Origin of the sequence: Arenibacter antarcticus, from assembly GCF_041320605.1 — a bacterium.
GTDB lineage: Bacteria > Bacteroidota > Bacteroidia > Flavobacteriales > Flavobacteriaceae > Arenibacter > Arenibacter antarcticus.
The window spans coordinates 4,008,830-4,029,804 of sequence record NZ_CP166679.1; the positions used below are offsets into that span (position 1 = coordinate 4,008,830).

Genomic DNA, 20,975 nt, shown 5'->3' on the forward strand with positions numbered 1-20,975 from the left:
CACTAAAATACGGAAGAAAAATTGATTCGCACTAGTACCCCTACCTTTTCATCTTCACCGTTTAAAGGAGTGTTTTATAAGCGTTTTTTCTTCAACCAAGTGGAAATTATCAGCAGTACCTCCTTACGGCAAAGGTCATTGTGTAATTCGTGATACCCGCCCTCCAGCAATTCCAATGTGGTTACGGAAGCCTTATTGTGAAAGCTTTCGGTACCCTTATAATCTATTATTTTATCTCCGGTACCATGTAGCAATAAGGTTTCTGTTTTTAATTGAGAAGCATGGTCAATTGCCCACTGTCCAGCATCCATTACTGGGAAGGAATACATTGGACTCACCCTATCGTGCACCAAGGGATCTTGCCTGTAGTGCTCTACCTCTTCAGGTATCCTGGAAATACCAGTTGGACTTAATCCTGAGGCTAGCGTGATATGTGGAAATAGACCAAGCATTGCCTTTCCTAATACCATTTTCCATTTTGGAGGTTGGAACGCTAATTTTAGATAGGGACTGGTAGCTATTACTCCCTTAAGATCTACCTTTGATCTTAGAGCATAATTCAGCACAAGATTTCCTCCCATACTATGTCCGTAAAGGAATATCGGAGTATTGGGAACAAGTGCTTTTCCCTTTACGACTACTAGGTGCAGCAACTCCAATAACGCCCCATAACTTGGACAATCCCCCCTTTTTCCTCCAGAATTGCCATGACCTATATTATCATAACTAATTACTGCCATATTCGCTTTAAGGAAGGTTGGCACTACATTTGGAAAATAGCGACCAGAATGTTCGCCAAATCCGTGCACCAAAATTACAATACCCTTTATAATAGGTGGTGGTACATACCAGCAGTAAATAGGGGTGTCCTTATATTTTAATGGAAGAGTTATAGTTTCCATAAATCAATTTAAATTACGTTTGTTAGAATGGTTATTTACATTACTTCTTGCGAAACTCCAAATTGTATCAATTCCTAATACCATTCTCATTTTCCAAAACCTGCCGCATGGCCTTCGCCTTTAATAGGCATTCTTCATATTCCTTTTCTGGGGAGGCTTTTGCCGTTATAGCGCTTCCCACCGAAAAAGAGGCATAGGCCTTTGTTTTATTGTATAGAATACTCCTAATAACCACGTTAAAATCAAAATCCCCTTTCGGTGTAAAATAACCTACAGTTCCTGAGTATAGTCCTCTTTTAGTGGCTTCCAGGGCTTCAATTATTTTCATGGCTGAAACTTTTGGAGCACCGGTCATACTTCCCATGGGAAAGGTTTCTTTAATAATATCAACGGGATTTGCAGTTTCTGCCACCTCTGCGGTAACGGTAGAGATCATCTGATGCACCTGGTCAAAGGAGTACACTTTACAAAGCTCCTCTACCCTTACACTGCCCTTTAAGGCGCTTTTGGACAAGTCGTTCCGCACAAGGTCTACAATCATTATGTTCTCTGCACGTTCTTTTGGATCTCTTGCCAAGGTAGTTGCCAAGACCAAATCCTCTTTCGGGTCCATTGCTCTTTTTGCGGTGCCTTTTATTGGCTGGGATATTATTTTAGTTCCCTCCTTTTTAAGATAGCGTTCTGGAGAGGCGGACATAAGATAGTTGTCGTTCAATTTTAAGAATGTAGCAAAAGGCGGGCGTGAGATTGCATTTAGTCTTAAATATATCGCTAAAGGATCTATTTGGATGTTATCAGCATAAAATTCCTGACAAAAATTGGCCTCATAGATATCCCCTCTATGGATATGTTCCAAGATTTGGGTAACCCTGGCATAATATTGATCTTTAAAGATCCTAAGTTTTATGTGAACAACCGATTCTTGGGTGTCTTTGTAAGATGCTGTGCATTCCCCTTCGGTAAGTTCTTTGAAATCAGCTTCAATTTCATCATCCACCATATTCAGATAATGAAAACTGACCGTGTTGCCCTCAATAAAAATGATTTTTTTGGGTTGAAAAAAGAATAGTTCTGGAAAATCCAATCCGTCATAATTGGAAGAAGTTAGTCGCTCTACTTCATTTTTAAGGTCGTAGGACAAATAGCCAAAAATCCAATCCCCCGAGTTGGACTGGTAGGTCTTTAAATCTTCAAAGGCGTTCGCGGCATCAGTAACAATGGACGTTAGCGCATCTACAGCCAAGACAGCATCAAAGGAAGTGTATTTTTCATTGTGTCCATTACTATCTCGCCAAACCACTTCATTAAATTGCTGAGCCCATTGCAGCAAGTAGTTTTTAAATCCTTTAATATCCGCAACCGTAAACGATAACTTTTTTCGCAAAAGATTCTAAATTTTAGAAAGGAAGCTTTGCAACGCAGTATCATGTACTTCCTTTAGTTCCAAATCCGTGATTCCTTCCATTTCTGAAAAGGTATGATTAAATGAGGGTAAAGAAAATGTCGCCACTATTTCTCCCCCAAATCTGGATAATAATTTATTAGCTACTTCCTGTGACCCTAAAGCCCCGCCCCTGCCTCTGGAAGAGGACATCAATAAAATTTTTGTTCCATTTAAGAATTCCTTATCCACCCGTGATAACCAATCGATTAGATTCTTAAAAAAAGCGGATGGATTTCTGTTGTGTTCGTTAACAGAAATAATAAGCCCATTTGCCTGTTTAATTTTATCCAATAACTCCTTTAAAATAGGTGCATATCCCTCCTCTCTTTCAAGATCTTCGCTAAAAACGGGTAGTGTTATCTGGGACATATCCAATAAGCGGACTTCATGATCTTTAATACGGGAAGCAGTGTGTTTTACCAATTTAAAATTGATGGACTGGGTGGAATTACTTCCTGCGAAAGCTACTAAATGCGACATCTTTTTATCTATAATATATAAAATTGCAACGAAAATACCGTAAAATAGATTGAATTGCGAGTTATTTATCTAATTTTGCACGCCCAAACATCCAAAACCACTGTTTTGCAAGTATATAGGGTATATATAAATTATAAATGGGGAACGCCAACCTGAGACTTTACTTTATTGACGCTATAAGAGCCTGGGCCATCTTGATGATGCTACAAGGGCATTTTGTAGATGGTTTATTGGACAATGCCTATAGGGACAACTCCAATATATATTACTCCATTTGGAAGTACTTTAGAGGGGTCACCGCTCCAGTTTTCTTTACCGTATCCGGGTTTATATTCACTTATCTTCTCATTAAAGGGGATAAAATTGGATTTAATAACCCTAGGGTAAAAAAGGGCGTTAAAAGGGGACTACAATTGTTGGTCATCGGCTACTTGCTGAGACTTAACTTTTTTGGCCTATTGAAAGGACAAATCTACGGCTCTTTTTACTTAGTAGATGTATTACACTGCATAGGGCTATCTATCTTGGGTATCATTGGAATATATCTGTTGACAGCCAACAGGAACAAATTTTTGTTTCCCAGCCTCTTGCTAATCATCACCCTTGCCCTATTTGTAATGGAACCTTATTACAAGCAATATGCACATCATTATTTACCTAGTTTATTAGCCAATTACCTTACCAAGGCCAATGGTTCCGTATTTACCATTATCCCATGGTTTGGGTATGCGAGTATAGGGGCATTTCTATCTGTTTGGTTCAACCGATTTAAAAGTCACGCTTATTTGTATCCAGTAGCTATTTTAAGCTTTACGGCCATAGGGACCTTACTCTTATTTTATTCTTCAGGATTCTTTTTAAAACTCTCCAACCTAACGGGGATGGCCTTGTTTTCCAAGGTCTATCTAAACAATTACCTGTTCATTAGATTGGGGGATGTATTTCTAGTATTTGCCGTTTTTATGTTATTCAGAAGATTTTTGATCAACACTACCTTATTAAAAATTGGCCAGAGCACACTATCTATTTATGTATTCCATTATATTATCCTTTATGGGAGTTTTACAGGATTAGGAGTATATTACTTTTTAAACCATTCCCTTCCTCCTTATATCGTTGTTCCGGGGGCATTGGCATTTATTATTGCCACTACCGTGTTGGCCTTAAAATACGAGGCCAATAAGGTGCAGATTAAACTACACTTGGCCACTGGAATTAAAGTCGTGCAGGACAAAGTAGTCTTATTGATTGGCGTTGATAATTTGCCCAGTGTTAACTCTATATGGACAAAATCTAAATTGAGCTTACGTCGCTTATTTAGACTGGTAAAGAATTAGACTTATTATACCGTTTACCATACCGGTTTGGCCTATTTTCGCGCAAAAATATAATCATGAGCGAACCAGTTAAAAAATTCTCCCCCATTGCAATAGCCATGGAGAAAGACAAAAGATATTCTTGGTGTACTTGCGGCCATAGTAGCAGCCAACCATTGTGCGACGGATCTCACAGAGCGGAAAAAGCCACTCCTCCCCTAGCATATGTAGCTACAGAAGAAAAAACTGCCAATTTCTGCACTTGTAAACTTACTAAGAACCCTCCATTTTGTGATGGATCTCATAAAGGATAGTGTTGAGAATTGAGTACAAAGTATTGAGTAGTGAATAGTGAGATGCTTCAATTACATAATACTCTGGACATAAAAGAAAGTCCTGTTGGCAGATGTCAACAGGACTTTCTGATTATAGACCTTATTTATCGATATAAAATCGGGTGGCTCTTTTCTTTAAATTATTTGTTGTTGGGCGTTCCCCTATCGGGGCGCTCTTTCCGCTATATCTTTTTTGGCTATCGTCCTAAACCGGTAATTTTGTTTTATTGGGGCATTTTTCAAAATATCCACAAGGTTTACAAAACCCAAAAAAGGATGCCGCTGCAATAGCTAACGCAATAATCAGTTTGCAGTGATGTACGTCTCTGATAAGGGTTGACCACTACTAAGGAAAAAAATTAAGAGCTCCTCCCTTTATTGAAAGTGCAAACCGGAGGGATTAAAATAAATACTCGGAAGAATTCAAAAAACGTCTTGTCTCGGACTTTGAACCTAGGTCTTTGGACATAATAAAAGACCTGTTGGATTTCCAACAGGTCTTTTTGATTCTGGTCAACAATTAAAAACTCTTGTTATATATGTAGCGCACGGTCATCGGTTGCTGCTAAAGCCGCTTCCTTCACTGCTTCCGCATAGGTTGGATGTGCGTGGCTTATTCTTGAAATATCTTCTGCAGATGCCCTAAATTCCATTGCAATAACGGCCTCGGCAATCAGATCTGCCGCACGGGCACCTATCATATGCACGCCCAATACTTCATCGGTCTTTTTATCCGCTAATATCTTTACAAAACCGTCCAGATCCATGCTGGCACGGGAGCGTCCCAACGCTCTCATCGGAAACTGACCTACTTTATATTCGATTCCAGATTCTTTTAACTGCTCTTCGGTTCTTCCTACTGCAGCTACTTCTGGCCATGTATAAACCACTCCAGGGATAAGGTTATAGTCGATATGAGGTTTTTGTCCCGCCAAAATCTCAGCCACCATGGCGCCTTCTTCTTCGGCCTTATGAGCTAGCATAGCACCCCTAACCACATCGCCTATGGCGTAAATATGGGAAACATTGGTCTGTAAGTGGTCGTTAACCGCAACAGTGCCGTTTTTTTCCATCTTAACCCCAGCAGCTTCTAGGTTTAAGCCATCGGTAAACGGCCTTCTCCCTACAGCTACCAAACAATAATCTCCTTTTAGCGCTACTTCAGCACCTTTCTTATCATCGGCTTTGACGATTACTTCGCTACCTTTAGTCTCAACAGATTTTACTTTATGCGATAGAAGGAACTTTACTTTCTGTTTCTTCATCACTTTAGTCAATTCTTTGGATAATCCAGCATCCATCCCAGGAATAATACGGTCCATAAACTCTACCACGGTTACCTCTGCACCCAATCGCTTATACACTTGGCCTAATTCCAAACCGATAACACCACCTCCGATGATTATCATATGTTTGGGGATTTCTTTTAGCTTTAAGGCCTCCGTGGAGGTAATTACCCGCTTCTTATCTAATTTGATAAATGGAAGAGTCGACGGTTTAGAACCTGTAGCGATAATTACATTCTTCGCTTCAATGGTTTCTGTTTCTCCGTCGGTTTTGGCAATATTGATATGATTGGCATCCTTAAAGCTCCCCAACCCTTCATAGACGGTAATCTTATTTTTATCCATCAAGAATTTCACACCAGCACAGGTCTGGTCTACTACAGCTTGTTTACGGGAAATCATTTTTTCTAGATTCACCTTTATTTCCCCTGGGATTTCAATACCATGCGTTTCAAAATGCTTCACTGCATCTTCATAATGGTGAGAAGAATCCAACAAGGCTTTAGATGGTATACACCCTACGTTTAGGCAGGTGCCCCCTAAGGTCGAATACTTTTCTATTATTGCGGTTTTCATTCCTAATTGGGCACATCTAATAGCGGCGACATATCCTCCAGGACCTGAGCCAATTATGGCTACATCGTATTGGGTCATATTATTAATGTATTGAAAAGATTAGTTTTAATATAATTGAAACAAAAATACAAATGTTTTATGGTTGGACAACAAAGCAGCTTTGTGAAAATAGCCCCAAAAAACAACAGAGGAACTCAAAGAATTATTTCAGTACTATTTTTAACCTCCTCAATCACAAATGCACTTTGAGTGCTACCGATATGGTTAAGTGCTGTGAGCTTAGTAACCATAAAATCGCGATACTCCTCCATATTGCCTACGTAAATTTTTAAGATGTAATCGTAATCGCCACTTATATGATGGCATTCCGCAACCTCTTTCAATTTTAAGACTTCCTGCTCAAACTTCGCAATAAATTCTTTGGTATGCTGGGTTAACTTAACATGACAAAGGACTACAAAAGACTTATTTACCTTCTTTTTATCTACCAAAGCGACATATTTGGTAATGACACCCGTTTTTTCCAAGCGCTTTATCCGTTCATAAACAGCGGTTACCGATAATTTTAATTGCAGGGCGAATTCCTTTGTGGTTCGTTTACTATCTTTTTGCAGCAACCCTAATAATTTTTCATCCGTTCCATCTAATTTCATAGGTAGATATTTATCGTTTTTTAACGGTCATTCTTCGACTGCGCCTGCCTAAGGCAGGTAAACTTGCCTGACGGCAGTCTGAATCGCAAATCTTCAACCGTATTTGTAACCAGTTTTCGGTCATGCTCATTTCAAACTGATGTTTTTTCCGTATTCCAAAGCCAACTCTTTATTATACGGTAATTTAATCTACTATAATTAAAATTAATAGTTTTATATACTAAATATAGAGGTTTATATTGATATTATACCTAATAATCTTTAGTTTCATGAGAAATTAAACCTAAACATCATGAAATATAAAGGAGCGGATCACCTGCAAGACTTACAATATTTTGGAGAATTTGGAGGGGTTAACCCCTCTATTTCTGATTCTTCTACCTATACTTTTTTATCAGCCAAGACCATGTTTGATACTTTTGAAGGGAATACGGAGGGCTGTTATTTGTATAGTAGGCACTCTTCCCCCTCTAATTTATATTTGGGTGAGGCTTTGGCAGCACTTGAAGGTACCGAAACCGCCAATGTCACTGGCAGTGGAATGGGTGCCATTACTTCGGTAATCTTACAATTGTGTAATGCCGGCGATCATATTGTTAGCAGTCGGACTATTTATGGCGGCACCTATGCTTTCATGAAGAATTTTCTTAAAAAATTTAATATTCATATTTCTTTTGTGGATACCACTAATGAAGAGTCGGTTAGCAAAGCCATCACCCCAAAAACAAAAATGATCTATTGCGAGACCGTCAGTAATCCCTTATTAGAGGTGACCGATATAGCACAAATGTCTAAAATTGCTAAAAACAATAGTATTCCCTTGGTGGTAGACAATACCTTCTCCCCTTTATCCATTAGTCCCGCAAAATTAGGTGCCGATATTGTAATCCATAGTCTTACCAAATTTATCAATGGCACCAGTGATTGCGTAGCGGGTGCCGTCTGTGGTACCAAGGAATTCTGCCTGAGCCTTAAAGACGTGAATTCTGGTGCCGGAATGTTGCTGGGAAGTACTTTGGATAGTATGAGGGCCGCATCGATATTGAAAAATATGCGAACACTTCATATTAGAATGAAAAAGCACAGTGAAAATGCGCTGTTTTTGGCACAGAATTTTGAAAAGGACGGACTAAAAGTGGTTTATCCAGGATTGAGTTCTCACAAAGGCCATTCAGTGATGACAAAGCAATACAATTCCGACTATGGTTATGGAGGATTATTGACCATGGATTTAGGGTCGTTGGTAAATGCCAATTCCTTAATGGAACTGATGCAAAAGAAACATCTAGGCTATTTAGCGGTAAGCCTAGGGTTCTACAAAACACTATTTAGTGCCCCAGGCACTTCCACCTCCTCCGAAATTCCCATGGAAGAACAGTTGGAAATGGGCCTTTCCAATGGTCTAATCCGATTTTCAATAGGTTTGGACGATAATATAGAGCGGACCTACAACACCATGAAAAGCTGCCTAAAAGAACTAAACATAAAATCATAAAACTTTTATAACCAATATACCCAATAGGTAAAAGCATCCTTTCCGGTTAGATTACCTCTAAAGATTAAGATATAAATTCCAGCATTCTTTTTGCAACCCATTGTTATAGAAAGGGGAATAACTTGGCTGCCATAAGGTTTACCTTAAAATTGATGGGGAATAATTTTAGGTTTGCAGAACAGGAGGCAAAATCGTAATATTACGAGGTAACAAAGAACTTTTAGATGCAAAACCTAAGCACCAACCCCAGTGGGCCTGAAAATGAACACATTGTAGAAAATAAGGAGTTAAACATTTGGGAGGCGCTAATACCCGTTTTTGCATTAGTAGGGATGTTGGCGTATAATGTTTTTATATATGGGGACGATGCCCTCAGCGGATCCAATCAGTTTATTCTTTTAATGGGAGGTGCAGTTGCTGCTGTGGTAGGCGTATTTAATAAGGTCTCCTACGAACAAATGATTTCGGAGGTGGCCGAAAACCTAAAATCTACCACTGGAGCCTTACTGATTTTACTTATGGTAGGGGCACTATCTGGAACTTGGTTGATCAGTGGAATAATTCCAACAATGATCTATTATGGGTTACAAGTTTTAAATCCGACGATATTTCTAGCGGCCTGTGTGATTATTTGTGCTGTAATTTCGGTAGCTACAGGGAGTTCGTGGACCACTTCAGCAACGGTTGGTATTGCATTGATCGGAATAGGGAGCACACTTGGCATCCCTATGGGAATGACCGCAGGAGCTATCTTGTCTGGCGCCTATTTTGGGGATAAAATGTCCCCTCTGAGCGATACCACCAACCTAGCACCAGCAATGGCTGGCAGTGAGCTCTTTACTCATATTAAGTATATGGCCATCACCACCATACCCACCATCATTATTACCATTCTGGTGTTTGTGATTTTAGGCTTTACTATAGATACCAGTGGAACAACGGACACGAAAGGCATAATGTCTGCCATAGAGAATACTTTCAATATTAATGGTTGGTTATTTTTAGTACCGGTGATCGTAATATTTCTGATCTTAAAAAAGGCCCCTCCCCTTCTAGCCTTATTGATAGGGACCTTGTTGGGAGGGTTATTCGCCCTAATTTTTCAACCCGAGATAGTAATGGGCCTAACCGGTGCCAAAGCGTTGACATTTGAATCTGGGTACAAGGGAGTAATGAACGCTATAACCGTTCAGACCAATATTGCCACCGAAAGTGCTGTCCTTAGTGAACTATTCTCTGCCAAAGGCATGACAGGAATGTTGGGAACCATTTGGTTAATTATTTGTGCAATGGTATTTGGGGGAATTATGGATGGTATTGGGGCGTTATCTAGAATTAGCAGCGCCCTGTTAAGCATGGCTAAATCTACTTTTAGCCTCTTTGCTAGTACGGTTGCCAGTTGTTTGGCGCTTAATGTCACCGCCTCTGATCAGTATCTGGCTATTGTAGTACCTGGTAAAATGTTTGCAAAAGCATATAAGGATAAGGGACTTGCTCCCGAAAATCTTAGTCGAACCTTGGAAGACTCAGGTACTGTAACCTCGGTGCTTATTCCATGGAATACTTGTGGGGCCTATCATTCGGGGGTGTTGGGAGTAGGTGTCGCCGAATATTTTGTATATGCCATTTTCAATTGGCTTAGCCCCTTTATGACCTTATTTTTTGCAGCTTTAAATATAAAAATCAAACAACTTGCCACAACAGAAGCTGGAATAGAGAAAAAATAATTACATAGAAAAATCCAGATTCGTTTATTGTCAGTTTTCACTCCTTAATTTTGAAGATTTAACATAAGTATGCTCGTAATTTTTCCGAAATCTTAACAGTTTCCACGATGCGGGGCAGGCATCTATTAAAGCTATAACCTTATAAATTTTTTAAATCCCAATTCCCCCTTATACTTGATATAAGCTGTAATTTTGTATTTAGAAATCAATAATAAAAATTATACATATGACTTTAGTAGGTAAAAAATTTCCAAATCTTAGTGTAAATGCAATGAATGAATTGGGTGACACTTTTAAACTGAATGTTTTAGAAGAAGCTCAGAAAAATAACAAAAAAGTAATCTTGTTCTGGTATCCAAAGGATTTTACCTTTGTTTGTCCAACAGAATTACATGCTTTCCAAGCGGCTTTAGGAGAATTTGAGAAGAGAAACACAATCGTAATCGGTGCATCTTGTGACACTGCAGAAGTACATTTTGCTTGGTTGAGCACATCTAAGGACAACGGTGGTATAGAAGGGGTTACTTACCCAATCCTTGCGGATAGCAATAGAAACCTTGCTTCTACCTTAGGTATTTTGGATATCACCAACGAGCAGTACAACGAAGAAAGCGGAGTTGTTACTGTAGAAGGTGATAACGTAACCTACCGTGCTACTTACCTAATTGATGAGGAAGGTACCGTTTTCCACGAAGGAATTAACCACATGCCTTTGGGAAGAAATGTAAATGAATATTTACGTTTGATAGATGCTTACACCCACGTTCAAGAAAAAGGTGAGGTATGTCCTGCAAACTGGGAAGAAGGTAAGGAAGCTATGACCGCTGACAGAAAAGGGGTTGCTAGCTACCTTTCTACGCATGCCAACTAAGAACGGGCAATAAATTTAAGGAGTCCATTCTCTTAGAAATGGACTCCTATTTTTTATAACGAATTTAAAATTTATAGGTATGTTATTAGAATTGGAAAGTGATAATCTCCAAGAGATTATCGATAAGAATAATAAGGTAGTGGTTCAATATTCCGCCACATGGTGTGGGAATTGCAGGATCATGAAACCGAAGTTTAAAAAAGAATCTACCGAGAATGAAGGTATTACCTTTGTGTTGGCGGATGCTGAAAAGTTTCCTGATTCTAGAAAATTGGCCAATGTGGACAATTTACCCACATTTGCAATTTTTGAGAACGGGACGATCAAAAATCAGGTGCAGACGAATAAATATGATGTTTTAAAAGAATTGATCAGTGAAATTACCAGTAATTAAGCACCTAACACAGTTTATTGCCGATAATGACGAGGATTTTGTATTGGAAACAATAGAGACCTTGGAATCCATCACAGAAGTCCCCTCCTTAAAGGATGAGGAGCTGGATACAATTGGCGAATTGATATCAAATCTTTATGGAGCCTTGGAAGTCAACAAATCCATAAAAGAAGGAAAATCCCAAAAAGATGCCCTAAACGAATTTATGCAACGGGTATTGGGGTCAATTGACAAATAAAAGATATTGCCTAGGCAATACGGCTTTACCTTACCGGTAGGCACCCTTTAATAAAACCGTTTGTAGAAGGTATACGCCCTTTTGCAAACGGTTTTTTACTTAAAATCCTATGATTAAATTAATCGTTTAGGTAGCGTCAATATTTTTATCAATTATTACTTACATATCCGCTATATATTTTTTATTTTCACAGCAAATTAAAACATAAAACCATGGCAACTGTAACACTTAAGGGAAACCCCATAAATACAATAGGAACACTACCTTCCACTGGAAGTGAAGCTCCTTCATTTTCATTGACAAAAGGAGATCTTTCATCCGCAAATTTATCTGACTACAAAGGAAAGAAAATAGTGTTGAATATTTTTCCTAGTATAGATACTGGTACCTGTGCGCAATCTGTACGACAGTTTAACAAGGAGGCAGCAGAATTGGACAATACCGTGGTTTTGTGTATCTCAAAGGATTTGCCTTTTGCCCAAGCTCGTTTTTGTGGCGCTGAAGGCATCACCAATGTAGAAATGTTGTCCGATTTTAAAGACGGTAACTTTGGTAAGGCGTATAATGTTCAGTTTGTAGATGGACCTCTTGCTCCCTTATTATCCAGGTCGGTAGTAGTATTGAACGAATCAGGGAAGGTAATCTACACAGAGCAGGTACAAGAAACCATAGAGGAGCCAAATTACAAGGCAGCATTAGAAGCTCTGATGAATGCCTAAAGAAAGTTTCCTAACCAATCGTATCCGCAGTGTGGGGTTTGCGGTCAAGGGTGCGCTTTTACTTATAAAGACCGAGGCTAGCATTAAGGTCCAAGTTTTTATAGGGATAGTAATGACTGCAGCGGGATTTTATTACGAAATCTCAAACACAGAATGGACCATTCAAATTCTGGCTATTGCCCTAGTGCTTGGAATTGAGGGGATGAATACGGCAATAGAAAAATTGTCCGATTTTGTACAGCCTAATTTTGACCCAAAAATCGGACTAATCAAGGATGTCTCTGCAGGTGCGGTAATGTTGGTTTCCGTTGCTGCCTGTGCTATAGGCCTTATAATATATGGTCCGAAATTATTTTAAAAGCATTTTTTTTAACCTTCGTAAAATCGTTGCGGACAAATGTAGTTGTTCGGCATAGGCAGTATTGAACGTTTAAGATTATCGGATAGCATCTTCCGTAAAATTCCCGACTTTCTATTTGGGAGGAGTATAAGTTCATAAGTAAATTTGTAATTTAGCCCCCAGAATAAAAGATTTAATGGCAAAGAAGGTAAGAAAACCAAAGTCCACTCCCGTAAAAAAAGGCTTTACTTTAAAATTATCAAAACAGAATAAAATTATTCTGGGAGGTTTACTAATGATATTGGGCGTTGCCCTGTTTTTCTCTTTCGTCTCTTTTTACTTCACCTGGGAAGACGATCAAAGCGTACTCAGCGAATTTTCCAATAGAAATGAACAAGCAGAAAACTTGTTGAATAAATTTGGGGCCAATGTAGGACATGTGGTCATCTATCAAGGGTTCGGTATTTCTTCCATTATTTTCACCTTCTTACTTTTCATTTCCGGACTGCATTTATTTTTTAGTATTACCAAAAAAGGACTACTAAGGAGATGGATATGGGGTATGGTCTTTATAATCTGGTTTTCTATAGCATTGGGCTTTTTCGCAGCTTCCAAACCTCTTTTGGGTGGAATGGTTGGTTTTGAAATGAACGATTTCCTGCAGGACTATGGCGGTAAAGTCGGAGTATTCTTAATGCTATTGTTTGGACTGATCATAATATTGGTAAGGCTCTTTCAATTCTCACCCGATACGGCGGTTAACTATATCAATAAGAAAGGAAAATCCCTAGCCTCCGAATTAAAATCGCCCCCTATTACTAAAAACAACGCCCCCGAGCTTAGTACGAATGGGGGTAAAATGATTGCGAAAGAAGAAGAAGAATCACCTATCGTAATAAATACCTATACCCATAAAAAAGACATTCCCGCCTTAGAAAAAGAGGATATAGAGGATGATTTTCAGATCAATGTTGGTGCGGAAGAAGACACCATAGCCATGGAAGTAGAAAAAATAAAAGAGGAAACCGAAGAGGAAGATAATATTTCCGATAAATTGGTAGCCGATTTTGGTGAATTTGATCCTACTCTGGAATTGGGAAATTACAAATTTCCAACCTTAGATCTCTTAGATCAGCACGGGGCTGCAGGAGGTATCACCATTAACCAAGAGGAGCTTGAAGAAAATAAAAATAAGATTGTAGAGACCTTAAAAAACTACAAAATAGGGATCGCACAGATCAAAGCTACCATTGGACCTACGGTAACCCTATATGAAATTGTTCCCGATGCCGGGGTGCGTATTTCCAAAATAAAAAACTTGGAAGACGATATTGCACTATCGCTTGCTGCATTAGGAATTCGAATTATTGCCCCTATCCCGGGAAAAGGAACCATAGGTATAGAAGTGCCCAATAAAAATGCTACCATAGTTTCTATGCGTTCAGTTATTGCGTCTAGTAAATTTCAAAAGGCGGAAATGCAGCTACCTATTGCCTTTGGTAAGACCATTAGCAATGAAACCTTTGTTGTGGATTTGGCGAAAATGCCCCACCTCTTAATGGCTGGTGCTACAGGGCAAGGTAAATCGGTCGGATTAAATGCAGTACTGACCTCCCTACTCTATAAAAAGCATCCAGCAGAAGTTAAATTTGTTCTGATCGATCCTAAAAAAGTAGAGCTTACCCTATTCAATAAGATAGAACGACATTATTTGGCCAAGTTGCCCGATTCCGAAGACGCCATTATCACCGATAACACCAAGGTAATTAACACCTTAAATTCGCTCTGTATCGAAATGGATAATCGGTACGAACTATTGAAAGTGGCCATGGTCCGTAATATTAAAGAATATAACACCAAGTTTAAGGCCCGTAAGTTGAATCCCAATGATGGGCATATGTTCTTACCCTATATCGTTTTGGTCATCGATGAATTTGCGGATCTGATCATGACAGCTGGCAAGGAAGTGGAAACCCCAATAGCCAGATTGGCACAGTTAGCGAGGGCGATCGGAATCCATTTGATCATTGCGACACAAAGACCTTCCGTGAATGTTATTACGGGTATTATAAAAGCAAACTTCCCAGCTAGGATAGCTTTTAGGGTTACCTCTAAAATCGACTCCAGGACCATTCTAGACGCCCAAGGGGCGGACCAATTGATTGGTCGTGGAGACATGCTTTTCACCCAGGGCAATGACGTTACGCGAATTCAATGTGCTTTTGTGGATACCCCTGAGATTGCAAAAATCACGAAATTTATAGGCTCTCAAAGAGCTTACCCAGATGCCCATTTGTTGCCAGAATATGTAGGTAATGACGAGTCTGGCACAAGTATTGATTACAACATATCCGATAGGGATGCCAAGTTTAGGGAAGCAGCAGAAGTTATTGTAATTGCACAACAAGGGTCGGCCTCCCTTATTCAGCGAAAGCTAAAATTAGGATATAACCGTGCAGGCAGAATAATTGATCAACTGGAAGCAGCAGGTATTGTTGGACCATTTGAAGGTAGTAAGGCTAGACAGGTATTGGTTCAGGATATTTATGCCCTTGACCAATTATTGAGCAACGAAACTCCCTAAGGGACATAAACAGATTAAAATAAAGAACAATGAAAAGACTATTATTTTTAGTACTATTTACGCTTTCCTCAACAATAGCCATGGCCCAAGATTTCAATAAGGCCAAATCATTGTTAGATGAAGTATATAACAAAGTAAAGAGTTACGATAATATTTTTGTGGATTTTAAATATTCCTTGAGAAATGAGGAAGCGAAAATAAATACGGATACCCGTGGAGATGTGACCATGCAGGGGGATAAATACGTTTTCAACTACATGGGTGCCAAACAATTGTACGACGGCAAAAAGGTGTATACAGTGGTTCCCGAAAATGAAGAGGTTACCGTTGAGGAAAAAATGGATGACGAAAACACCATTACCCCTTCCAAAATGTTGACGTTTTACAAGCAAGGACATAATTATGCCTGGGATGTGCTCCAGAACGTACAAGGAAGAAAAATTCAATTTGTTAAATTGACCCCCATTGACACCAATTCTGAAATTAAATCCATTCTTTTGGGAATTGATGTGGAGACCAAGCATATTTACAAGTTAATTGAAACCGGTAAGAATGGGACCAAAACTACAATTACTGTTAATTCTTTTAAAATTGACCAACCTTTGTCCAAAACCTTATTTACTTTTGATGAGAGTAAGTACAAGGATGATGGGTACTACATTATAAGAAATTAAGCCGTTGAGAATTCTAGACCGATATATATTATCGAGTTTCCTCTTTAATTTTTTCAGCTCGTTCGTAATACTGATGTTTATCTTCGTATTTCAAACGATCTGGCTTTTTATTGATGATTTTGCAGGTAAGGGATTAGATATCTTTATTATCGGAAAATTCTTGTTTTACCTAATGCCTAACCTAATGGAACGGGTAATTCCGTTAACGGTACTACTTTCATCTATCTTGACCTTTGGGTCATTTGCAGAGAATTATGAATTTGCCGCCATGAAGGCCTCGGGTATATCCCTTCAAAGGGCTATGCTTACGCTTATAGTATTTGTTACATTTTTGGGCGGGGTCACTTTTTACTTTGCAAACAACATCATCCCAATTTCGGAACAGAAAATTTATAATTTACGAAGGAATATAGCCAAAGTTAAACCCGCAGCTATAATTTCTGAAGGGGTATTCAGCGATTTGGAAGGCACCGATATGAATATGAAGGTGGATCGGAAATTTGGAGATAAGGATCGTTTCTTGGATAATGTAATTATCCATAATAAATCCAGGTCAAGCGTAAATACTACGGTAATTAAAGCAAAATCAGGAGAACTAATTAGTAGCGAGCAATCCGATATTTTACAACTAGTGCTTAAAGAGGGGCATTATTACGAGGAAATGCCCACTACCAACAATAAGGAAAAATTAAAATATCCGTTTACCAAGGCCAATTTTAAAACCTATACTATAAACAAGGATATTTCAGATCTAAACGATGTGGATCTAAATGAGGAACGGGACGTTAGTACGGATAAAATGAAAAATATTTCCCGTTTATCCAAGGATATAGATTCTCTTAAAGAAGACAATGCAAAGGTGGTTAAGGCGTTCTCTAAAAGCATTGTAAACAGAATTGGGGCCTTTATGTTCGTGAGCAAGCCAGATTCCCTATCCTTAATAGCTATTGCAAATAAAAAAAAGGAACGAGATTCTCTAGGCACTACTGTTTCATTAGACAGTATTATTACGCTATATCCTGAGTACCAAAAAATGCAATTGCTATCTACTGCAAAAACTTCCACTGCCAATATTTTGACCACTATTCAAGGAAAGAAAAAGGAATTACAAATCAAATATAAGATCTATCGCCTACATATTTTATCACTACATAAAAAATATGCACTGGCCCTATCTTGTATTATCCTCTTTTTTGTTGGTGCACCTTTAGGGGCCATAATTAGGAAAGGCGGACTAGGCTTACCTATGGTTATTGCCATTGTGCTATTTCTTACCTATTATTTTATTGGAGTTTTTGCTGGTAACTATGCCAAAGAGGGTAATATTCATCCAATCATAGGGGCATGGCTTTCTACTTTAATAATGTTACCTTTAGGTGTTTTTTTAACTAGACGGGCAACCGCAGATAAAGGGCTAATATCCGGAGGAAATATCGTGGATTATTTTAAGAAATTGTTTAAAAAGGTGATTAAAACTGCAACAAAATGACAACTAAAGTGGAAGATACCATTGTGTTAAATACCATTGAAGAGGCTATTGAGGATATTAGACAAGGGAAGGTGATAATTGTAGTGGATGATGAAAATAGGGAAAATGAAGGGGATTTCTTGGCTGCTGCAGAATTGGCTACCCCAGAATTGATCAATTTTATGGCCACCCATGGCAGGGGACTCATCTGTGCTCCGCTTACCGAAGGTAGATGCAAGGAGCTTGGCTTGCATATGATGGTTCATAACAATACGGATCCATTGGAAACTGCATTCACGGTTTCAGTTGATTTAAGAGGTCGCGGGGTGACTACGGGTATTTCAGCAGCAGATCGCGCAAGTACGATTAAGGCGTTGACCGATGAAAGTATGAAGGCCCATGATCTAGGAAGGCCTGGGCACATATTTCCTCTTGTCGCCAAAGAAGGCGGCGTATTAAGAAGAACGGGGCATACCGAGGCTGCAATCGATTTCGCCCGTTTAGCTGGACTAAAACCAGCCGGTGTTATTGTTGAAATTATGAACGAAGATGGCTCCATGGCCAGATTACCCCAATTAATAAAAGTAGCCCAAACATTTGATCTTAAAATTGTTTCCATCGAATCTTTGATCGCTTATCGTATGGAGCACGATAGTCTTATTCGTAAAAAGGAAGATTTTAATATTGTAACGAGGTTTGGCGAATTTAGATTGAGAGCATATCAGCAGACCACCAATAATCAAGTTCATATAGCATTGACCAAGGGAACTTGGAAAAAAGATGAAAAGGTGCTTACACGGATCAATTCGACCTTAATAAATAATGACATCCTCGGTACCTTAACGAATAACCCAGACAAGAAATTAGAGGACATGTTCAACGCCATCAATACAGAAGGTAAGGGTGCTATAGTGTTTATTAACCAGGAATCCGAATCCTTAAATCTATTGGGTAGATTAGGGGAATTAAAGGAACTCCAAAAACAAGGAATTTATAAGGCTCCAAAAGTAGATATGGATGCTAAAGATTTTGGTGTAGGAGCTCAAATTCTACATGATATTGATATCTCCAAAATTAGACTTTTAACCAATTCCACTGCTACAAAACGTGTTGGAATTGTGGGGTATGGTCTTCAAATTGTGGACTATGTGACTTATTAATTATAGAATAACTTTAAGTAGTCTCTGAATGTTAGAAAGGCAATTTCTTGGAATAGTATATCTACCAGTATACTCAATTGAATCTGGCTTAGAACTTTAAGTGGTTAAATAGTCCATAGAATTGGACTACGCATACCTATAAATTCACAAACAATAATTTATTTCAGACTCCCCCTTGCCCTTTCTGGAAAACGAACCCAATCAACTAAACCCTGTTGCTTTATTACTAAAAACAGCACACTCTCTTCATTAAAACAGCTACTGGATTAATAAATTAATTTTTAGTTGATAACGCTTTTTATTGCATTTATCATATTCTCTGCTCTTTGTTTAACCTCCTCCTCTGTCCATCCCAATTTTATTAGGCAAGAAATATTTCGTCCTACCCAGTGGTCAGACTGTGAGAAATTAGATTTGCTGAAATCTGTGAGTCCGTTTTTAATTTGATCGGATAGCGGGCTCAAACTATTCAGATTCTTTAAATGGCTCCATTTTTTATAGTAATGCCAATTATTGTCATACCAATAAAAACAAGCATCCACGCCGTTTTCAGATAAAGCCGAAATGACGTTTCGGGCCAACTCTTCTGTAGGCATGTAAAAATTTAGGAAAGAATAGTTTTCTACCCCATTTTCCGGAACCCTTCTAAATGCAACCCCAGGAAGCACATCTAAGGCCGACCGTAAGATGGTATAATTCTTTTTTTGGATATCGATAAAACTATCCAATCTATCTATTTGCGCCAATCCTACAGCTGCGTGTAATTCAGAAATTCTATAATTATAACCAAGGATTGGGTGGTTCTCCGCTCCCCTATCGTTTCCTATATGATCGTGACCATGATCGGAGAACTGATGGGCTGTAGTATAAAATTCCTCATTATTTGTAATTAGAGCACCCCCTTCCCCACAGGTGATGGTTTTTACATAATCAAATGAAAAACAACCAAGATCACCATAACTCCCCAGTGGCTTGCCCTCATAGCTGCCTCCTATGGCTTGGCAGGAATCTTCTACCATCAAGAGGTCATGTTGGTCGCAAATTGCCTTTAGAGCGGCTAAATCAGCCATTGAGCCGCACATATGAACGGGCATCACAACTTTAGTCTTCGTGGTGATTGCTTTTTCCACTGCTTTTGGATCTAGGGTAAGGGTGTCATCAACATCTACCAAAACGGGAATTGCACCTACGGACAAAACTGCCTCAAAACTTGCTACAAAGGTAAAAGTGGGTATTATAACCTCATCCCCCGCCCCAACCTTTGCACAGGCCAAAGCTACGGTTAAGGCAGCTGTGCCACTACTTAGCAAATGGGCGTGATTTACCTGCATTCTATTTTCAAGGGCCTTCTCCAGTTCTTTGGCCTTCCAATGTCCATTTCGCATTCCATCAAAACCGTATCGCATCAACACTCCTGAATCCAATACATCGTTAACTTGTGCTTTTTCCTTTTCTCCAAAAAGTTCAAAACCTGGCATATTTATATTTATTTTATTTTGATTGAAACTCAGTTGCTTATGAAATATTGATAATACTATCCTTTAGATTTTTTCTCACCTTTTTAAGGGCCGCGAACATATCATCCTTCGCCCTGTACCCGACAGGAAGGACCAGCACCGAGGTAAGTTTCCTTTTCTCCAGTCCCAAAAGTGTATCATAGCCAGATGGATTAAAACCCTCCATAGGACAGGAATCTACCCCTTCCAGGGCACAAACGGTTAATAAAGTTCCCAAGGCAAGATAGGCTTGGTTTGTGGCCCAAACCCGTACTTCGTCCATCTCTTTTTTAGAAAAACTATCCACCAAGGCCCCTTTAAAAGGATTGAGGATTTCATCCGAGGTATTTCGGATCTGTTGTACCCTTTTAAAATAGTCGTGAATAAATTCCTTATCGATTTGCTGTTCTATGCAAATGACAAAAACATGGGATGCTTGTGCTACCTGTTGCTGTCCGTAGGTATGTCCTACTAATTCCTTTTGAAGTTTTTTATTTTGAACCACTACCAGCCTAATAGGCTGAAGTCCGAATGAAGTTGCCGTTAGATTAAAGGCATTCTCTAGTATTTCCCGTTTTTCCGGAGTCAATAATTCATCAGAATCGAATTTTTTAACTGCATAACGCCATTCCAATTGCTTTTTAATATCCAAATCGCTAATCTTTAATTTAAAAATCTATATTCTAGGAGGTATGATGCCTGGTCTACTACTCCCTTCCCCAAATATCCGACAATTCGCAATACACGCGGTCAATTTATGACCCTATTACAAATTCCTGCTGGATTGTCAAAGTTAAGCCTATTTCCTAAATCGGCT

Annotated in this window: 20 protein-coding genes; 13 read left to right on the forward strand and 7 right to left on the reverse strand. The window is 39.0% G+C overall.

Translation table 11 applies throughout. The features are described 5' to 3' along the window. Window positions 1-74: 74 nt before the first annotated feature. The 3 genes from KCTC52924_RS16485 to KCTC52924_RS16495 form a co-directional block, all read right to left on the reverse strand. Window positions 75-902, reverse strand: a complete 828-nt coding sequence (locus tag KCTC52924_RS16485; protein WP_251805857.1) for an alpha/beta hydrolase — start codon at window positions 900-902, stop codon at window positions 75-77. Window positions 903-969: 67 nt separating this feature from the next. Beyond that, the gene (locus tag KCTC52924_RS16490; RefSeq protein WP_251805858.1) at window positions 970-2,286 is read right to left on the reverse strand and encodes an anthranilate synthase component I family protein; all 1,317 of its coding nucleotides are present in this window, start codon (window positions 2,284-2,286) and stop codon (window positions 970-972) included. 6 nt (window positions 2,287-2,292) lie between these two features. After that, the gene (locus KCTC52924_RS16495; RefSeq protein ID WP_251805859.1) at window positions 2,293-2,826 is read right to left on the reverse strand and encodes an NADPH-dependent FMN reductase; all 534 of its coding nucleotides are present in this window, start codon (window positions 2,824-2,826) and stop codon (window positions 2,293-2,295) included. A gap of 137 nt (window positions 2,827-2,963) precedes the next feature. On the opposite strand from KCTC52924_RS16495, the gene KCTC52924_RS16500 reads away from it, so the two are divergent. Beyond that, window positions 2,964-4,163, forward strand: a complete 1,200-nt coding sequence (locus tag KCTC52924_RS16500; RefSeq protein ID WP_251805860.1) for a heparan-alpha-glucosaminide N-acetyltransferase domain-containing protein — start codon at window positions 2,964-2,966, stop codon at window positions 4,161-4,163. A gap of 56 nt (window positions 4,164-4,219) precedes the next feature. After that, complete coding sequence (locus KCTC52924_RS16505; RefSeq protein WP_251805861.1) at window positions 4,220-4,456, forward strand: CDGSH iron-sulfur domain-containing protein; 237 nt, start codon at window positions 4,220-4,222, stop codon at window positions 4,454-4,456. Window positions 4,457-5,010: 554 nt separating this feature from the next. Here KCTC52924_RS16505 and lpdA read toward each other — a convergent pair. Both lpdA and KCTC52924_RS16515 read right to left on the reverse strand, forming a co-directional pair. Continuing rightward, window positions 5,011-6,417, reverse strand: coding sequence for a dihydrolipoyl dehydrogenase (gene lpdA / locus KCTC52924_RS16510; protein WP_251805862.1), 1,407 nt, complete (start codon window positions 6,415-6,417; stop codon window positions 5,011-5,013). A gap of 116 nt (window positions 6,418-6,533) precedes the next feature. After that, window positions 6,534-6,992: an Lrp/AsnC family transcriptional regulator gene (locus KCTC52924_RS16515; protein WP_251805863.1), complete on the reverse strand. Its 459-nt coding sequence runs from the start codon at window positions 6,990-6,992 to the stop codon at window positions 6,534-6,536. A gap of 292 nt (window positions 6,993-7,284) precedes the next feature. Here KCTC52924_RS16515 and KCTC52924_RS16520 point away from each other — a divergent pair, with 292 nt between their 5' ends. From KCTC52924_RS16520 to ribB, 11 genes are all read left to right on the forward strand, one after another. Beyond that, window positions 7,285-8,487 (forward strand): aminotransferase class I/II-fold pyridoxal phosphate-dependent enzyme, encoded by a 1,203-nt coding sequence (locus tag KCTC52924_RS16520; protein ID WP_251805864.1) that lies wholly within the window; start codon window positions 7,285-7,287, stop codon window positions 8,485-8,487. Window positions 8,488-8,711: 224 nt separating this feature from the next. Then, the gene (nhaC, locus tag KCTC52924_RS16525; protein ID WP_251805865.1) at window positions 8,712-10,214 is read left to right on the forward strand and encodes a Na+/H+ antiporter NhaC; all 1,503 of its coding nucleotides are present in this window, start codon (window positions 8,712-8,714) and stop codon (window positions 10,212-10,214) included. 226 nt (window positions 10,215-10,440) lie between these two features. Beyond that, window positions 10,441-11,085 (forward strand): peroxiredoxin, encoded by a 645-nt coding sequence (locus KCTC52924_RS16530; protein WP_251805866.1) that lies wholly within the window; start codon window positions 10,441-10,443, stop codon window positions 11,083-11,085. A gap of 79 nt (window positions 11,086-11,164) precedes the next feature. Then, entirely contained in the window at window positions 11,165-11,479 is a 315-nt protein-coding gene (locus KCTC52924_RS16535) for a co-chaperone YbbN (RefSeq protein WP_251805867.1), read from the forward strand. Then, the gene (locus KCTC52924_RS16540) at window positions 11,460-11,717 is read left to right on the forward strand and encodes a DUF6952 family protein (protein WP_251805868.1); all 258 of its coding nucleotides are present in this window, start codon (window positions 11,460-11,462) and stop codon (window positions 11,715-11,717) included. Before KCTC52924_RS16535 ends, KCTC52924_RS16540 begins: the two co-directional genes overlap by 20 nt. A 212-nt stretch (window positions 11,718-11,929) precedes the next feature. Further along, window positions 11,930-12,436 carry a thiol peroxidase gene (tpx, locus tag KCTC52924_RS16545; RefSeq protein ID WP_251805869.1) on the forward strand — a complete coding sequence of 169 codons (507 nt, stop codon included), beginning with the start codon at window positions 11,930-11,932 and terminating at the stop codon, window positions 12,434-12,436. Beyond that, the gene (locus KCTC52924_RS16550; protein WP_251805870.1) at window positions 12,429-12,794 is read left to right on the forward strand and encodes a diacylglycerol kinase; all 366 of its coding nucleotides are present in this window, start codon (window positions 12,429-12,431) and stop codon (window positions 12,792-12,794) included. Before tpx ends, KCTC52924_RS16550 begins: the two co-directional genes overlap by 8 nt. 178 nt (window positions 12,795-12,972) lie before the next feature. Next, a complete protein-coding gene (locus KCTC52924_RS16555; RefSeq protein WP_251805871.1) occupies window positions 12,973-15,360 on the forward strand; it encodes a DNA translocase FtsK in 2,388 nt (795 codons plus the stop codon). A gap of 29 nt (window positions 15,361-15,389) precedes the next feature. Further along, window positions 15,390-16,034, forward strand: a complete 645-nt coding sequence (locus KCTC52924_RS16560; RefSeq protein WP_251805872.1) for an outer membrane lipoprotein carrier protein LolA — start codon at window positions 15,390-15,392, stop codon at window positions 16,032-16,034. A 25-nt stretch (window positions 16,035-16,059) separates the two neighbouring features. Beyond that, a complete protein-coding gene (locus KCTC52924_RS16565) occupies window positions 16,060-17,523 on the forward strand; it encodes an LptF/LptG family permease (protein WP_353057449.1) in 1,464 nt (487 codons plus the stop codon). Further along, window positions 17,520-18,662: a 3,4-dihydroxy-2-butanone-4-phosphate synthase gene (gene ribB, locus KCTC52924_RS16570; protein ID WP_251805874.1), complete on the forward strand. Its 1,143-nt coding sequence runs from the start codon at window positions 17,520-17,522 to the stop codon at window positions 18,660-18,662. Before KCTC52924_RS16565 ends, ribB begins: the two co-directional genes overlap by 4 nt. Before the next feature lie 281 nt (window positions 18,663-18,943). Here the strand turns inward: ribB and KCTC52924_RS16575 are convergent, their stop codons facing one another. Both KCTC52924_RS16575 and KCTC52924_RS16580 read right to left on the reverse strand, forming a co-directional pair. Continuing rightward, the gene (locus tag KCTC52924_RS16575; RefSeq protein ID WP_251805875.1) at window positions 18,944-20,140 is read right to left on the reverse strand and encodes a DegT/DnrJ/EryC1/StrS aminotransferase family protein; all 1,197 of its coding nucleotides are present in this window, start codon (window positions 20,138-20,140) and stop codon (window positions 18,944-18,946) included. A 37-nt stretch (window positions 20,141-20,177) separates the two neighbouring features. Further along, window positions 20,178-20,810, reverse strand: a complete 633-nt coding sequence (locus KCTC52924_RS16580; RefSeq protein ID WP_251805876.1) for a nitroreductase family protein — start codon at window positions 20,808-20,810, stop codon at window positions 20,178-20,180. Window positions 20,811-20,975: the final 165 nt, after the last annotated feature.

What these genes read in the sequence shown, in the direction of transcription:
- KCTC52924_RS16575 (WP_251805875.1), bottom strand. Translation starts at nt 20,140, where the DNA reads ATGCCAGGTTTTGAACTTTTTGGAGAAAAGGAAAAAGCACAAGTTAAC.
- KCTC52924_RS16555 (WP_251805871.1), top strand. Translation starts at nt 12,973, where the DNA reads ATGGCAAAGAAGGTAAGAAAACCAAAGTCCACTCCCGTAAAAAAAGGC.
- KCTC52924_RS16505 (WP_251805861.1), top strand. Translation starts at nt 4,220, where the DNA reads ATGAGCGAACCAGTTAAAAAATTCTCCCCCATTGCAATAGCCATGGAG.
- KCTC52924_RS16530 (WP_251805866.1), top strand. Translation starts at nt 10,441, where the DNA reads ATGACTTTAGTAGGTAAAAAATTTCCAAATCTTAGTGTAAATGCAATG.
- KCTC52924_RS16485 (WP_251805857.1), bottom strand. Translation starts at nt 902, where the DNA reads ATGGAAACTATAACTCTTCCATTAAAATATAAGGACACCCCTATTTAC.
- KCTC52924_RS16550 (WP_251805870.1), top strand. Translation starts at nt 12,429, where the DNA reads ATGCCTAAAGAAAGTTTCCTAACCAATCGTATCCGCAGTGTGGGGTTT.
- KCTC52924_RS16500 (WP_251805860.1), top strand. Translation starts at nt 2,964, where the DNA reads ATGGGGAACGCCAACCTGAGACTTTACTTTATTGACGCTATAAGAGCC.
- nhaC (WP_251805865.1), top strand. Translation starts at nt 8,712, where the DNA reads ATGCAAAACCTAAGCACCAACCCCAGTGGGCCTGAAAATGAACACATT.
- KCTC52924_RS16520 (WP_251805864.1), top strand. Translation starts at nt 7,285, where the DNA reads ATGAAATATAAAGGAGCGGATCACCTGCAAGACTTACAATATTTTGGA.
- lpdA (WP_251805862.1), bottom strand. Translation starts at nt 6,417, where the DNA reads ATGACCCAATACGATGTAGCCATAATTGGCTCAGGTCCTGGAGGATAT.
- KCTC52924_RS16535 (WP_251805867.1), top strand. Translation starts at nt 11,165, where the DNA reads ATGTTATTAGAATTGGAAAGTGATAATCTCCAAGAGATTATCGATAAG.
- KCTC52924_RS16560 (WP_251805872.1), top strand. Translation starts at nt 15,390, where the DNA reads ATGAAAAGACTATTATTTTTAGTACTATTTACGCTTTCCTCAACAATA.
- ribB (WP_251805874.1), top strand. Translation starts at nt 17,520, where the DNA reads ATGACAACTAAAGTGGAAGATACCATTGTGTTAAATACCATTGAAGAG.
- KCTC52924_RS16515 (WP_251805863.1), bottom strand. Translation starts at nt 6,992, where the DNA reads ATGAAATTAGATGGAACGGATGAAAAATTATTAGGGTTGCTGCAAAAA.
- tpx (WP_251805869.1), top strand. Translation starts at nt 11,930, where the DNA reads ATGGCAACTGTAACACTTAAGGGAAACCCCATAAATACAATAGGAACA.
- KCTC52924_RS16495 (WP_251805859.1), bottom strand. Translation starts at nt 2,826, where the DNA reads ATGTCGCATTTAGTAGCTTTCGCAGGAAGTAATTCCACCCAGTCCATC.